Genomic DNA, 13,822 nt, shown 5'->3' on the forward strand with positions numbered 1-13,822 from the left:
TTTTACTTGACCACTTCATACCGTCTCTTATGGGAAAAACTCGGCGGCGACTCAAACCGTGTTGAAGGACATAAAAGTATTAGCGGTCGACCAAACTGCGAGAACTAAAGAAAACAGTCCCATTATTGTTCGTGCGGTGACCCTCGAGGTAACACCCAAAGATGCAGAAAAGCTTCTTACGGCAAAAAGCAAAGGCAGTATTCAGCTTACTTTGAGAAACCCACACGAAGTAGAGAAAAAAGTGGTTCGTCGATATGTGCCTAGACCAAGTGTGACCATTATCAAGGGTACAGAAACCTCCAACGTTCGCGTTAAGGATTGAGGTGAGTTATGAAAACAATAATAACGTGTATTTTTAGCCTGATTTGCTTTTCTACTGCCAGTTTTGCTGCATTGCAAACGGGAAAAACAGTTACGGTACCTCACCATAAATCTACTCATGTGGTGCTTTCTGGGAAGGCGAGCAAGGTTTCCCTCGGTGATCCAGAGGTATTGGACATCGTCATTTTGAAATCTAACGAAGTCTTTTTAATTGGTAAGAAGCTAGGTGCGACCAACCTGATGGCGTGGGATGCTCGAGGCCAGTTGATTGAGTCGATCAACATTGAGGTTACGCATGATCTCAATAGTTTGAAAGCCAAGCTGTATGAGTTTCTTCCTGATGAAACGATTGAGGTGCATAGCGCACAGAATCGCTTATTGCTTAGTGGACAAATTAGCAATCAACAGAAGATGAATGTGGCGATGAGAATTGCTGAAACCTATGCCGCAGGGCAGGCTGCTGACGAAACGAAAGAGAGTGGTAGTGAGCAAGCCGCAGCGACAGGGGTGATCAATTTGATGTCGATCGGTGGTGCTCAGCAAGTGATGTTAGAAGTCACGGTTGCCGAGGTTCAGCGTAGTCTGGTGAGAAAGTTTGATGCCAATTTCCACTTCTTCCAAACTAGCGGCTCTAATTTTTCATGGGGTGGTGCATCGGTACCAGCTGGTGTATTAGGTGCCACGCCAATCTTTGATATTCCTACTTCAACCGATTACGGGATTTTAGGTTCCTTTATCGACAGTAATACCTTGTTTACCTTCGCACTTGATGTCGCGAAACAGAACGGCGTTGCTAAAGTGTTGGCTGAACCGAACCTGACGGCTTTGAGTGGCTCAAAAGCTGAGTTCTTGGCGGGTGGTGAGTTCCCAATCCCTGTTCCGGATGATGATGGGATTACCATTGAATACAAGGAATATGGGGTAGGTTTGAAGTTTATCCCTACTGTACTTAGTGACCAGAAAATTAACCTAAACCTTGCTGTTGATGTGAGTGAAATTGCGAATAGCAGCTCGCTAACGATTGATCCTGGTACTACCAATGCGACTTACTTTATTCCGCCAATCACACGTCGTAGTGCATCTTCAACACTTGAGCTTGCTGATGGACAAACCATCGGTATCGCGGGGCTATTGAGTGAAAATGTTCGAGATATTAGTAACAAAATGCCTGGTATCGGTGACGTGCCTATTTTGGGCCAGTTATTCAATAGCCAAGAGTATGTCTCTGGTGAAACTGAGCTAGTTATCCTTGTTACCCCTAGACTCGCCAAACCCGTAGACAGAAGCAAAGTGACACTGCCAACCGATGCGTTTGTCGATCCTAATGATTTGGAATACTACTTGTTAGGTCGAAGCGCATACATTGCAGAGCCTTCTGATTCTGAAGACAACAGTAGTGCAAGTGCAGCCAAAGATATCACGCCAACCGATGGTGGTAGTGAAGGCTCATTTGGTCATGACTTGTAAGGAGATAGATATGATTAGAACAATGATGGTCTTTCTCACATTGGTATTAGTGGGTTGTGCGAATGACGCTAGGTTAGGGCAGTCGGTTGCTCAGTTGAAGATGGAACAAACATACAACCCGAATGCGACTCAAGAGAATCTGCAGGTGTTACCTGATGGTACCGGTGAGCGTATGCAAGCGGGCTACGACGCCTATGTGGGCAAAGGTGATGAGGACCTTACCGGTAATAATAGTCAGGTTCTACAAAGCTTTAATTAACACAGGTGAAGAGATGCTAGCGGTGGGAGCTAGTAAAAATATGCTTAAAAACCTATTTAGGGTGAATTGGATTACATCGTTAGAGAGGTTGCTCTTAAGCATAAACGTTAGGCTTCGATGATATAGGACAAGATGTCCGAAATGAAGATAGGTGGGAGTATGGGCGAAGCAATTGATATTTTACCTAATGAAGACGATGCAATTCGCCTTAAGACGAACTTGAATGTCTGGCTCATCTATAACAATGAGCATTTTCATGTCCATATGAGACAGCAGTTGAAGCGCTGCCGAAATGTACACATTGACTCCTTTTCGCTACTAGGTATGGCGGAAGAGTATCTGAAAAACTTAGATGCACCGGACCTTATTTTTGTTGAAGCGAGTGGCGGCTGGGCTCAGAAAATGGTCGATCTGCAAAGTTATAATCTGCAACTAGAAGAGCATGACTTGTCTTTGGTTGTATTTGGTGATGAAAGTGACAATGGTTCATTGAAAATCGCACTCAGACTTGGCGCGTCCGACTTTCTCTCTCATGATATTTCTATTTCAGGCCTGTTGCCGCTACTTAAGAAAACTGCCGCTGAAAAAATTGAAAACTCGAGCTACGGAGAAGTCTTCCTGTTTATTAACACCAAGGGGGGCATGGGAGCGACAACATTAGCCTTGAATACCGCGGTTGAAATCGCGAGTTATCACCCAGATGAAGTGCTTTTGCTGGATATTGACCTCCAATTCGGTGTTATCCCTGAATATTTGAACCTTTCCCCTAGTTACAGCATTTCAGATGCCATCGACAGCTCGAATGATTTGGATGATATGTCTTTGAGTAGTTTAGTGAATAAGCATACTTCAGGGTTACACATATTAAGCTTCAAACACGAAAATAACGCGGATGATTACGAGCATGCCCAGAAAATTGGCAAGCTGCTGCCTGTGTTACGCCGTTTCTACCGTTACATCATTATCGACTTCTCGCGAGGTTTAGATCATATCTTTGCGTCGGCGATCTCACCTGCCACTAAGGTGTTGCTCGTTACTCAGCAAACTTTAGTGTCTATCAAAAACAGTAACCGCCTAATAAGAACGCTTAAGTTCGAATATGGCTTACAACAAGACTCGATTGAGATCATCGTTAATCGCTACGAGAAGCGACAAACCATCAAGTTATCAGATATAGAACAAACCGTTGGCAAGCACGATATTCATGTCATGCCTAATGATTTCAAGGTGGCATTAGAAAGTGCCAACCTTGGCCAGCCTTTAGTGGAATCTAAGAAGAAAAGCTCTATCACACGCTCGATCATTGACTTGTCTCATATTCTTTCTCCACCAGAGCAGGAAGAGAAGAGTTGGCTCAAAAAGATATTTTCATAGGCTGTTTGTTCAAAGCATAGGTGAGGGATCGTTATGTTCTTTAAACGAAAAAATATAAACCCAGAGTTTGAAAAAAAAGTAGAACAATTTTCGCAGCAAGAGAGCGAGAACGTCACCAGCTTTCCTAAAGGTGTCACGAATGAGCCTGAGGTTCATAAGGGGCTAGATGCTAATGAAGAACAAGAAAAATCGGTTAATGAAGCTAAGAAAGTTTTAGAACAAGAGCTTTCTATCAAGCATTACTTCCATAAGCAGCTACTTGAGACTCTCGATCTTGGTTTGCTTTCTAGTCTAGATAAAGAGCGTGCGAAAGTTGATCTTCATGAAGCGATCGTTCAGTTGATGGCTGACGACCAAAGCCATGCTTTGAGTGCTGAAGGTCGAAAAAGAGTGATCAAGCAAATTGAGGATGAAGTGTTTGGCTTGGGGCCATTAGAGCCGTTATTAGCAGATAAAACGGTATCGGATATTCTGGTTAACGGACCGAAGAATGTATTTGTCGAACGTGGCGGTAAGCTTGAAAAAACACCTTATACTTTTTTAGATGACCGACATCTCAGAAACATCATTGACCGTATCGTTAGCCAAGTGGGGCGTCGAATCGATGAAGCATCACCTATGGTGGATGCTCGTCTAGCTGATGGCTCAAGGGTAAACGCCATTATCCCTCCTTTGGCTTTAGATGGCCCATCGGTGTCCATTAGACGCTTTGCTGTCGACAGTCTAACTATGGATAACTTGTTGCAATATAAATCTGCCTCTCCACAGATGGCTAAATTCGTTGAAGCGGCCGTAAAAGGGGAGCTCAATATCTTGATTTCAGGTGGTACCGGTTCGGGTAAGACAACCACATTGAATATCTTTTCAGGTTTTATCCCTCGAGATCAACGAATCATCACCATCGAAGATTCAGCCGAACTTCAACTTCAACAACCCCATGTTATTCGTCTAGAAACGCGTCCTGCGAACTTAGAAGGTAAAGGGGAGATCAGCCAACGTGAACTCGTAAAAAATACCCTGCGTATGCGACCAGACCGCATTGTAGTAGGGGAGGTTCGTGGTAGCGAAGCGGTCGATATGTTGGCCGCAATGAATACGGGTCATGATGGCTCGCTCGCGACAATACATGCGAATACCCCCCGTGATGCCTTAAGCCGAGTTGAGAACATGTTCTCAATGGCGGGATGGAATATTTCGACTAAAAACTTAAGAGCACAGATTGCTTCAGCAATTCATCTCGTGGTGCAGATGGAGAGACAAGAAGACGGTAAGCGCCGTATGGTCAGTATCCAAGAGATCAATGGCATGGAAGGCGAAGTGATCACCATGTCGGAAATCTTTCGATTCCAGCGTCAAGGGGTCGATGAGAGCGGCAATATATTAGGTTATTACACAGCAACAGGGGTGGTTCCTCAGGCGCATGACCAGTTAGTTAAGCGTGGTCTTGACCTGCCATTTGAACTCTTTGCTGAGTCACATAGTTGAGGTGCGGATTATGGATAACGTAACTGTCTCTTTGGTCCTGTTATTTATCGCGGTGTTATTTATCTCGCAAGCCTTGTTGCTGCCCGCCGCCGGGAAAAAAGCCAAACACAAAGAGTTAACTCGACGTTTAAAAGAGACACAAAGAAATATCGATGAAGAGAGTTTGTCGCTCCTTAAAGAGCACTACAACAAAGAGCTCTCTCCATTTGACCGAAAACTCATTGTGATTCCTTTTCTGGCTGATTTAAAGCGCATGCTTGAGTTAGCTGGCCTCAAGATCACCTTAAGCCGCTTTCTATTTGTCGTCTTTCTCTGCGGTACTTTATTAGCCTTGATCGCTTTGGTGCTCAATCAAGTGTGGTTCATTTGTGTAGCGGCTTTTGTCTTTGCTTGGGTGGTGGCTTACCTGTTTGTCCAAAATCGAGTGACATACAGAATGGCGCGTTTTGAGGAGCAGCTTCCCGAAGCGTTAGACATCATCAGAAGGGCTTTACAGGCTGGTCAGCCATTAGTTCAGTCGTTCAATGAGGTGGGTGAAGAGATGCCGGAGCCAATTGGTGCTGAGTTCAAGAACACCTACAACCTACTGAACTATGGCTACGATTTACGGCTCGCGATTATGCAGATGACTGAGCGTGTTCCAACGGTTTCCATGTTGGCTTTCTCCAGTGCCGTGATGCTACAGAAAGAAACGGGGGGGAACCTCTCAGAGAACTTGCAAAAAGTGTCTGAAGTACTAAGAGCCCGCTTTAAATTAGAAAGAAAAATTAAAACGCTCTCAGCGGAGAGTCGCTTGTCAGCTTGGATACTGACTCTTTCTCCATTTGTTCTGTTCTTCGGCCTGAAATTTGTTAACCCCGAATACATAGAGCCCTTATACAGTGACCCAAGAGGAATCTCGATGGTCAGTATTGGCGTTATCTTGCTGGCTATAGGGGCATTGTGGATAAGAAAAATAATAAATATCGAGATATAGATTATGGAATTCTTAGATTTAGAAGTATGGAAGCAAGCGCTCTCGGAGTTTGGTATTAGTAGTCAAACCTTTCTTTACGGGATGATTTTGCTGACCACGATGTTACTCACGTTCACCTTGGGTTTTCTTTTTGTTGGTGCACGATCGCCGCTCGATAAAAAGTTGAAACAGATTGCTGGTGGTAACAACGCAAGCTCTCGTAAGTCTTATGACTTTGCCAACACTTTAGAGTCATTAACGCCATTTATTGGACGGGGGAACCAAAAGGATAACGAGACCTACTCAGAAAAATTGATGCATGCTGGGTACCATGAAAAAAGCGCACTTTCAGTGTTTTATGCGCTGAAAATACTGTCGATGCTTATTGGATTTGTTTGTGCATTCGTGGTTTTTTACTTATCTATTGGTGGCAGCTACAACAACCTATTGATAATAACTTGTATCTTTGTCGGTACTTTTTTACCTAATTTCCTACTGAATAAGATGCAAAAGGAGCGACAGAGAAAAATTAGAAACGGAGTGCCTGACGCGCTCGATCTCTTGGTGGTTTGTACGGAATCAGGTTTGGGTTTTAATGCGGCGTTAGGACGAGTCGCCAATGAGTTATACATATCACAACCAGAGTTGGCTGATGAGCTAGATACGGTATGTGCCAAGATTCAGGCGGGTGTCACCATGCCCGATGCACTCACTCAATTGGTTGAGCGGACAGGGCTGCATGAGTTAGAAGGGTTAGTTTCTTTACTATCGCATGCCTCTCGAATGGGGGGAAGCTTAGCGCAAACCTTGCGTGATTATACTGACGATTTTCGAGATAAACGCCAACAAGCGGCTGAAGAAATTGCCGCTAAAATACCCACTAAGATGCTGTTTCCTATGCTGTTATTTATTTGGCCCTGTTTCTTTATTGTTGCCCTAGGGCCAGGGATGATGATTGTTATGGACGCATTAAGTGCGCCAGGAGTAGGTTTATGATGTTAACCAACAGAATACTTTTGCTTTTTCTACCATTATTGGTTCTTGGCTGTGCGTCCTCGGATGAACCAACAAATCAATTTGATGCTGAGTTATATTCAGGGAAGCCCATTGACACACTGACCAACGATGACCCTCCTGTCAGTGAAAAAGAAGCGATCATGCGCGGTGATGTTGCGTTGAGAGACAATAATATCGATTTAGCACTCTACGAGTATATTCGCTCCCTCTCTTTTCCGGAGCAAGAGTTCCACGATAAAACGTTATTTACTATCGGTCGAATTCACTCATCCAGAGGCAACTATGCATTGGCTGAAAAAGCCTACTTGGCAGCTCTCGACTTCAACCCTGCTCATACAGATGTGCTAGAGCAGTTAGGTGTCTTGTATACCAAACAGCGTCGTACTGATGAAGGTCGAAGTTACTTCTTCAAAGCGATTAATGCTGACCAAGTTCGTCTAAAAAACAGTAAGACGATTCAAAACTACCAATCGCTCAGCCAGAGTGAGGTCGCTGGTTTGAAGGTTGATAGCCTATCTCCGGCCTTAGCTTATATGGGAGTTGGGGTATTGGAAGATGTCGATGGAAAACATCAGATAGCCCAAGAGTACTTCAAAAAGTCGCTCACCATTGATAAGAGCTCAGTCAAAGCATTACTGAATATGGGGTATTCCCATTACATGTATGGGAACTACAAGGAAGCGTATCAATACACGCGTTCAGCGTTAGAGCTAGAACCTAACAATGAAAAGGCGCAAAACAACCTCGCACTTATTTACTTAGCGTCGGGGGATATCAAAAAGGCAACTAATGTCTTCATGAGACATATGGATGCCCCTGAAGCGTTGAACAACGTTGGTTACTTCTTAATATTACAAGGCAAACCAGACCAAGCGGTTCCTTACCTTCAACAGGCAATCGATAAGAATCCATCTTATTACAAAATCGCGAATGAAAACCTTAATAGAGCGTTAGCGGAAGTGAGAGAGATGGAGCGGTAACATTTTAATTTTGGCAAAGTGAAAGGATATTCATGTCGCCTAAAAGTGAGAGTTTTAATAAAGATACCATTGTTATCTCTGCGATTTGGCTCGTATGCGCCACAGTTATCTTTATTTACAAGTGGGAGAGTGTTTCAACACTTAGCCTGAACGACAATGACGATTATATGCGTTTCGTTCAATTTCAGGATTGGATGACAAGTGGTCATTGGTATTTAGAACCAATGAGTAATTTTAATGCTGCTGATGGCATTGTTATTCATTGGTCTCGTTTTCCTGATCTAATGCTGTCGCTCGTTGCCTTTCCATTGTCATTCATTGTTGAAGAACATCTTGCGTACACCATATCAATCTCGGTTGTGCCATTACTGTATTTGCTGCTTTTTTCACTGTCATGTTTCCTCCTCGGTGATCACTTCTTTGGAGCCAAATATCGTTTTTTTAGCATGATGTTTGCTATCTCTTCTCCTTCAATCATTCACTTCCTACCCGGTTCGATTGATCATCATAATATTCAGCTTATCTTCGCTGTCTTGTTTTTAGCCTCGACACCGCTAAATCATAACCAATTGAGTCAATCATGGCGTGTTTATGCTCAAGCACTTTTGTTGTCTTTGTCTTTGTGGACAGGGTTAGAAAATGTATTGTTATTTATGATTTTCTTTGTGATTTACACCGTATATTACGGTCTTGTTCGCCATGAGTGGTTTGGCTATACCTCTAAGTTGTATGCGTGTTCCGCTCTGTTTGGGATTTGTGCGGTTTTATTAAACCGGCCTTACGATGAGTTTTTTGTCTCTAAATTCGATGAAATCTCATTTGTTCTCATCATTCTTTTCTTTTGTGGCTGGCTTTTCGTTAATGTTTATCATCGATTAATGAGTGAAGAAAAAAGCCTGCTGCAAAAGTTTTTGCTGTTCGTATTTCTTGCTGTTTTATTCTTAATTCCAGTGGCAATGCTTTATCCATCACTCAGCAGTGCATTGTTCATTGATTATCCTCCGATACTTAAAGTGTATTGGCTGGACCAAGTGACAGAAGCGAAACCGATCGTTAGATACGTCACCAGTCAGGGCTTTTTCTCGATAGAGAATTACGCCTTACTTGTCATTCCTGCCACGTTATACCCACTGTTTAAGAACAAAAACGATCACTGCACGATCCTGTATCTCATATTTATTTTTAACTTAGCCTTGGCGCTCTTTTGGCAGATTAGAGTCATGAGGTTGTGTTTTGTTTTAGCGGCTCCCCTTCAAGCATATGTTGTCCTTCAGTTAGCAGATTACATCCGTTCCTCGATCATAAAAGCGGTCGTTATTTTTTCCGGAGCACCGTTAGCGGTCGCCTTTGTTATTCTCGCTCTGTCGCCAACTGAAGAAATTACAACTACTCTTGATCGAAAGGAACAATCGCTGAGTCTTCATAAGGTACTAAAAGATAACGATATAAACTCGCATACCATACTTTCAGGAATAGAAACTGGAGCTCCTGTGTTGGCAAAGACGGATAATCGAATTATTGCTGCTCCTTATCATCGAAATATCGTTGGAAATCAGTTTCTTATTGAGGTGATGTTAGAGGAGAACCTCCACTTAGCGGAAAAGAAAATCATAGATAAAAGTATCGATATTATCGTTGTCGGCAATGATCCTCACTTGTTGATGTTAAAGAAATCGGCGAGCCAGGAGGCACTTATCAATAAGCTATACAGCTCAGATACGCCGGCTTGGTTAGACGTGGTATACGACAATATCGAAAACGGATACCGAGTGTTCAGGGTGAGGGGGAGCTAATGAAGGATCAAACCATTGCTGTTTTGCTCCCGTGCTTTAACGAAGCCGGAGCTGTTGGAAAAACGGTGGCTGATTTTCAACACGCATTACCCAGTGCGACTATCTATGTGTATGACAATAACTCTACGGATGGCACGGTCAAAGAGGCGCTAGAAGCGGGCGCTGTGGTTCGCCATGAATACCGTCAGGGGAAAGGTGAAGTCGTGCGGCGGATGTTTTCTGATATTGATGCCGACATTTACGTCATGGCAGATGGTGATGATACCTACGACGCTTCAATTAGCCCTGCATTGATCGAACAGCTTGTCACTGAGCAGCTCGATATGATCATCGGTAGTCGAGAGCGCTCTTCCGAGGCTTATCCAGCAGGACATATTTTGGGTAATAAGATGTTTTCGACTTTGATAAATAAAGGGTTCAATGCCCAATTGAATGACGTTTTCTCTGGCTATCGAGTGATGAGTCACCGGTTCGTAAAAACGGTTCCTATCTTCAGTGACGGTTTTCAAATTGAAACAGAGCTAACCGTACATGCATTGCACCATAATATGTCGATCAAAGAAGTCCCCACTCATTATCACTCAAGGCCTGAAGGTACAGCGAGCAAGCTAAATACACTGAGTGATGGAATCAAAATCCTCAACTTTATTTTGTTCTTGCTACGAGACGTTAAGCCGATGTTTTTTTTTGGTGCGTTGTCAGTGTTGCTTTGCTTTATCTCATTAGGCTTGGGGATTCCCGTCATTATCGATTTTATTGATACCGGGCTCGTTGAAAGAGTTCCGACAGCAATTCTGTCTAGTTCAATAGCACTTATCGCAGTGATGTCTTTCTTTTGCGGTTTGATACTCGACAATGTGTCACGTGGTAGGCGAGAGATGAGGATTCTCTCGATATTAAGAAGTCACGACCATAAGCCATCTCACTAGGAGCTAGGAATGAGAGCAAATAAGGATGAAGCAAGAAGTTAGCTATTCACTAACCTCTTGCTTCGGTAGCTTTTTAGTGAGCAAAGCCAGTCATAGCGCCGAATAGCATAAATGTTCCGACAAGCCCTACGATTGGCATCTTGACCGTTTTCAATAGCCACACACCTACGATGATCAGAGCGAAGTCTAAACCGCCATTCACTGCACTTGTGAAGATTGGTTGATATAGAGCCGCAAGTAGTAACCCGACTACCGCTGCATTCACACCGGTAAGTGCGCCAGCAACTAATGGTTTACTTGCGATTGCCTGCCAGTTTTTCAATACACCCAGTAGTAATAAGAAGCCCGGTAAGAACACGGCGATTGTCGCTAACAAAGCGCCAGTAATTGGTGCAGATGGCATCAATACATAGCCTAGGTATGTCGCTAAGGTAAACATAGGTCCAGGTACAGCCTGTGCTGCAGCATAGCCCGTTAGGAACGCATCTTGAGATAGTTGGTCACCAATACCATTCTGCAACAATGGAAGTACCACATGACCACCACCGAATACTAAGCTGCCAGCTTGATAGAACAGACTAAATACCTCAATACCTTGAGAGTATGCACCGAACAGAGGAAGGCCAACTAACAGCGCAACGAAAATAACGAGCGGTGTTATGGAGATCTTGTGTGTTGATGGAACGGTTTTGATGTCTTGTGAGGTCAAAAACTTGCTGCCAATGATTGCGGCAAATAGAAGTACCAAGATTTGCGGCCAGATCCCTGGAAGCAACAGAAGAACTACGGCAGTCATGACACATAAAGCGGTCGCGACTTTCGATTGGCAAAAGTTTTTGTACATGCCAAATGTGGCATCAGCAACCACCACAACTGCAAGCAACTTCAAACCGTGAATGATTGAATTGAATAAAGGCGCTTCCAATAGCTGATTGCTCACCAAAGCTAAGATCAACATTAAGATGACAGATGGGGAAGTAAAGCCGATAAACGCAGCAATCGCCCCCGTTAAGCCACCTCTTTTGTAGCCAACCGCAAAGCCAACTTGGCTTGAACCTGGGCCGGGTAGAAATTGACTAAGCGCGACAATTTGCCCGTACTCTTCATCAGATAGCCAGTTAAGTTTCTCAACAAAGGTTTTACGGAAGTAGCCAATGTGCGCAGCTGGTCCACCAAAGCTAATCCAGCCAAGCCAGAAAAAGGTTTTAAAAATTGAAAGCATGATCGATTCCAGATAAATGTTTAGCGTAATTTATGGTGACTTGTACTATGATTCAAATTAATTGTTTTAATTATAACTATTAATGAAATGGGTTTGCTGGGTGGCTGATTTTAACTGGAAAGGTATCGACCTTAACTTATTGATAGCGCTGCAAGCGTTGTACAAAACGAACAGTGTGAGCAAAGCTGCTGAGCGCTGTTATGTCAGTCAGTCTGCGATGAGCCATAGCCTTCAGCGGCTTAGAAAGTTGTTTGATGACCCTCTGTTTGAGCGAGTAGGGAGCAAGATGGAGGCGACGGAGAGAGCGATAGAGTTATCCAGCACGGTCGATGCTTTGCTCAATACCATTCAATCAGAAGTACTACTTTCTAAATCGTTTGATGTAGCCACTTATAAAGGCACTTGGAAAATAGGCCTGACGGATTACGCAGAGCAGATGTTTGGTCCAATGATTTTCGACTTTATTAAACAGTCGTCTCCAAGCTCTCAGGTGGCGTTTTTTAACGTCAATCGAACCAATTATCAAAATGTATTTGAAGAGGCGAAGCTAGACATCGTCATTGGCAGTTTCGGAGAGGTGCCAAAACTGTATCGTACGAAACATCTCTATACCGAGCAGCATGTGTGCTTGCTGGATGAGTCCGTTTTAGATATTGAACTGCCTATATCATTGCAATCCTTTGTTTCTGTAGAGCATGCGCTAGTCTCGCCAAGTGGTGAGTTAAAAACCGCAGTTGATGCAAAACTTGCTGCGCTGGGTTATACGCGAAAAGTTGCGATTGCATCGAGTAACTTTTTAACCGTTAAACGTCTGATTAGTGGTAGAAAGTTGTTATGTATAGTCCCTAAGTTGGTCGCGAGAAATGGCGCAAATACAGAGGGCTCATTGGTCGCTGTTGCTCCGCCGATAGACGTTCCCGATTTCGACATACAGCTTGTTTATCGCAAGGGGAAGCATTTAGACGATAAGAATAGTCACTTGAGAGATGTGATTTCGCAAGCGGTGGAGATTGTTATTGATGCTGGGTAACTGATTGGTGGTTCCGTCTAAGCAGGTATCCGATTAAGTGCCAGAGAATGACGACACATAAGGCTCCCACATAACCATCAACGGCGTAATGCCAGGCCAAATGTACCGAACCTATCTGAATAATGAAGGTGTACACCCAGGCCACATATCCGAGTTTTTTGTTGAGTTTGAATGCAGTCATAGCCATCAACACCGCGATCGTGACATGTAAGCTAGGCATAGCAGAGATTCCCGAGCCTTTAATGATCACGCCATCAATGTAGTTTTCCCAGAGCATGTCTTGTGTTGAAAGCATCCAAAGCGGCAGCAAGCCCTGTTTGGAAAGGTATTCGCTTTGTGATTCTAACCTCTGCATCAGCTGAGCATACGCATCAAGGCTTTCGAAGTGATGAAAGAAAGCAGGGCCAGCAGAGGAGAGTAGTGTGGCCACTACATTGCCTATCACTAACCATGAGCTCAAGAAAGTTAGTAGAAATTGGTTGCGGAGTAGTTCGTTTTTCCTATCAATGACAAAGAACAAAAGCATGCCCCACATAAGGAAAAACCATAAATTATATAGCGCGCTGATCACCAATGAAGAGAGTGCTCCAGGGAACAAGTAGTGTGTGACTTCCCATGGAGAGAAGCCGAAGTGTAGCCATTTGTCTAAATAGTAGAAGTCTAGGTCAAATGCATAATGGTTAAAGTATGGGATGAGGGATTTAAAAAAAGTGTAGTTTGAAAAGGCCACGTTGAGCGAGACCATCAAAATGATGAAACTGATTGGCTTAGATATGGGACAAAGAAGTGTTTTGAGTTTGTTTAAAAATTTTATTGTTGGCTTTTGTTCTCTGGTAAAAAGCATATGAAAGTAGAAGTAAGTCGCCCATAAGACAAAGGAGACGTAACTAATGATGGCTAATACCTCAAGGTAAGTGTAGACATCATAGACGAGTTTATGGGGGGCTAGCAGGCTGGTAAGTAAGGTGAGAGGTGTTGTTATTGCAATGA

Annotated in this window: 12 protein-coding genes and 1 pseudogene; 11 read left to right on the forward strand and 2 right to left on the reverse strand. The window is 43.6% G+C overall.

All coding sequences use genetic code 11. The features are described from left to right. Positions 1-13: 13 nt before the first annotated feature. The 10 genes and pseudogenes from cpaB to BCT81_RS12440 form a co-directional block, all read left to right on the forward strand. A pseudogene (gene cpaB / locus BCT81_RS12395) lies at positions 14-322 on the forward strand (Flp pilus assembly protein CpaB); the annotation flags it as partial. 8 nt (positions 323-330) lie between these two features. Further along, positions 331-1,788, forward strand: coding sequence for a type II and III secretion system protein family protein (locus BCT81_RS12400; protein ID WP_004740597.1), 1,458 nt, complete (start codon positions 331-333; stop codon positions 1,786-1,788). Then, positions 1,778-2,047 carry a hypothetical protein gene (locus BCT81_RS12405; RefSeq protein ID WP_032498356.1) on the forward strand — a complete coding sequence of 90 codons (270 nt, stop codon included), beginning with the start codon at positions 1,778-1,780 and terminating at the stop codon, positions 2,045-2,047. The genes BCT81_RS12400 and BCT81_RS12405 overlap by 11 nt, the downstream gene beginning before the upstream one ends. Positions 2,048-2,206: 159 nt before the next feature. Then, the gene (locus BCT81_RS12410; RefSeq protein ID WP_102424605.1) at positions 2,207-3,421 is read left to right on the forward strand and encodes an AAA family ATPase; all 1,215 of its coding nucleotides are present in this window, start codon (positions 2,207-2,209) and stop codon (positions 3,419-3,421) included. A 33-nt stretch (positions 3,422-3,454) separates the two neighbouring features. Further along, a complete protein-coding gene (locus BCT81_RS12415) occupies positions 3,455-4,906 on the forward strand; it encodes a CpaF family protein (RefSeq protein ID WP_102424606.1) in 1,452 nt (483 codons plus the stop codon). Positions 4,907-4,916: 10 nt separating this feature from the next. Further along, positions 4,917-5,882: a type II secretion system F family protein gene (locus BCT81_RS12420; RefSeq protein ID WP_102424607.1), complete on the forward strand. Its 966-nt coding sequence runs from the start codon at positions 4,917-4,919 to the stop codon at positions 5,880-5,882. Positions 5,883-5,885: 3 nt separating this feature from the next. Continuing rightward, positions 5,886-6,857 carry a type II secretion system F family protein gene (locus BCT81_RS12425; RefSeq protein ID WP_102424608.1) on the forward strand — a complete coding sequence of 324 codons (972 nt, stop codon included), beginning with the start codon at positions 5,886-5,888 and terminating at the stop codon, positions 6,855-6,857. Then, positions 6,854-7,858, forward strand: a complete 1,005-nt coding sequence (locus BCT81_RS12430; RefSeq protein WP_102424609.1) for a tetratricopeptide repeat protein — start codon at positions 6,854-6,856, stop codon at positions 7,856-7,858. The genes BCT81_RS12425 and BCT81_RS12430 overlap by 4 nt, the downstream gene beginning before the upstream one ends. A gap of 32 nt (positions 7,859-7,890) precedes the next feature. Then, a complete protein-coding gene (locus BCT81_RS12435; protein WP_102424610.1) occupies positions 7,891-9,651 on the forward strand; it encodes a hypothetical protein in 1,761 nt (586 codons plus the stop codon). Then, the gene (locus BCT81_RS12440) at positions 9,651-10,580 is read left to right on the forward strand and encodes a glycosyltransferase family 2 protein (protein ID WP_102424611.1); all 930 of its coding nucleotides are present in this window, start codon (positions 9,651-9,653) and stop codon (positions 10,578-10,580) included. The genes BCT81_RS12435 and BCT81_RS12440 overlap by 1 nt, the downstream gene beginning before the upstream one ends. Before the next feature lie 73 nt (positions 10,581-10,653). On the opposite strand, the gene chrA is transcribed toward BCT81_RS12440, so the two are convergent. Then, entirely contained in the window at positions 10,654-11,802 is a 1,149-nt protein-coding gene (gene chrA / locus BCT81_RS12445; RefSeq protein ID WP_102424612.1) for a chromate efflux transporter, read from the reverse strand. Positions 11,803-11,902: 100 nt separating this feature from the next. Here chrA and BCT81_RS12450 point away from each other — a divergent pair, with 100 nt between their 5' ends. After that, complete coding sequence (locus tag BCT81_RS12450; RefSeq protein ID WP_102424614.1) at positions 11,903-12,832, forward strand: LysR family transcriptional regulator; 930 nt, start codon at positions 11,903-11,905, stop codon at positions 12,830-12,832. Here the strand turns inward: BCT81_RS12450 and BCT81_RS12455 are convergent. After that, positions 12,816-13,822, reverse strand: a 1,007-nt coding sequence (locus tag BCT81_RS12455) for a phosphatase PAP2 family protein (RefSeq protein WP_102424613.1), incomplete at its 5' end; no start/stop codon positions are given. The genes BCT81_RS12450 and BCT81_RS12455 overlap by 17 nt on opposite strands.

The sequence above is a fragment of the Vibrio sp. 10N.261.52.A1 genome, assembly GCF_002876325.1.
In the GTDB taxonomy this organism is placed as follows: Bacteria; Pseudomonadota; Gammaproteobacteria; order Enterobacterales; family Vibrionaceae; genus Vibrio; species Vibrio chagasii.

Bases quoted from the DNA above. Each gene is read 5' to 3' on its own strand.
- BCT81_RS12400 (WP_004740597.1), top strand. From the start codon at position 331: ATGAAAACAATAATAACGTGTATTTTTAGCCTGATTTGCTTTTCTACT.
- BCT81_RS12405 (WP_032498356.1), top strand. From the start codon at position 1,778: ATGACTTGTAAGGAGATAGATATGATTAGAACAATGATGGTCTTTCTC.
- BCT81_RS12410 (WP_102424605.1), top strand. From the start codon at position 2,207: ATGGGCGAAGCAATTGATATTTTACCTAATGAAGACGATGCAATTCGC.
- BCT81_RS12415 (WP_102424606.1), top strand. From the start codon at position 3,455: ATGTTCTTTAAACGAAAAAATATAAACCCAGAGTTTGAAAAAAAAGTA.
- BCT81_RS12420 (WP_102424607.1), top strand. From the start codon at position 4,917: ATGGATAACGTAACTGTCTCTTTGGTCCTGTTATTTATCGCGGTGTTA.
- BCT81_RS12425 (WP_102424608.1), top strand. From the start codon at position 5,886: ATGGAATTCTTAGATTTAGAAGTATGGAAGCAAGCGCTCTCGGAGTTT.
- BCT81_RS12430 (WP_102424609.1), top strand. From the start codon at position 6,854: ATGATGTTAACCAACAGAATACTTTTGCTTTTTCTACCATTATTGGTT.
- BCT81_RS12435 (WP_102424610.1), top strand. From the start codon at position 7,891: ATGTCGCCTAAAAGTGAGAGTTTTAATAAAGATACCATTGTTATCTCT.
- BCT81_RS12440 (WP_102424611.1), top strand. From the start codon at position 9,651: ATGAAGGATCAAACCATTGCTGTTTTGCTCCCGTGCTTTAACGAAGCC.
- chrA (WP_102424612.1), bottom strand. From the start codon at position 11,802: ATGCTTTCAATTTTTAAAACCTTTTTCTGGCTTGGCTGGATTAGCTTT.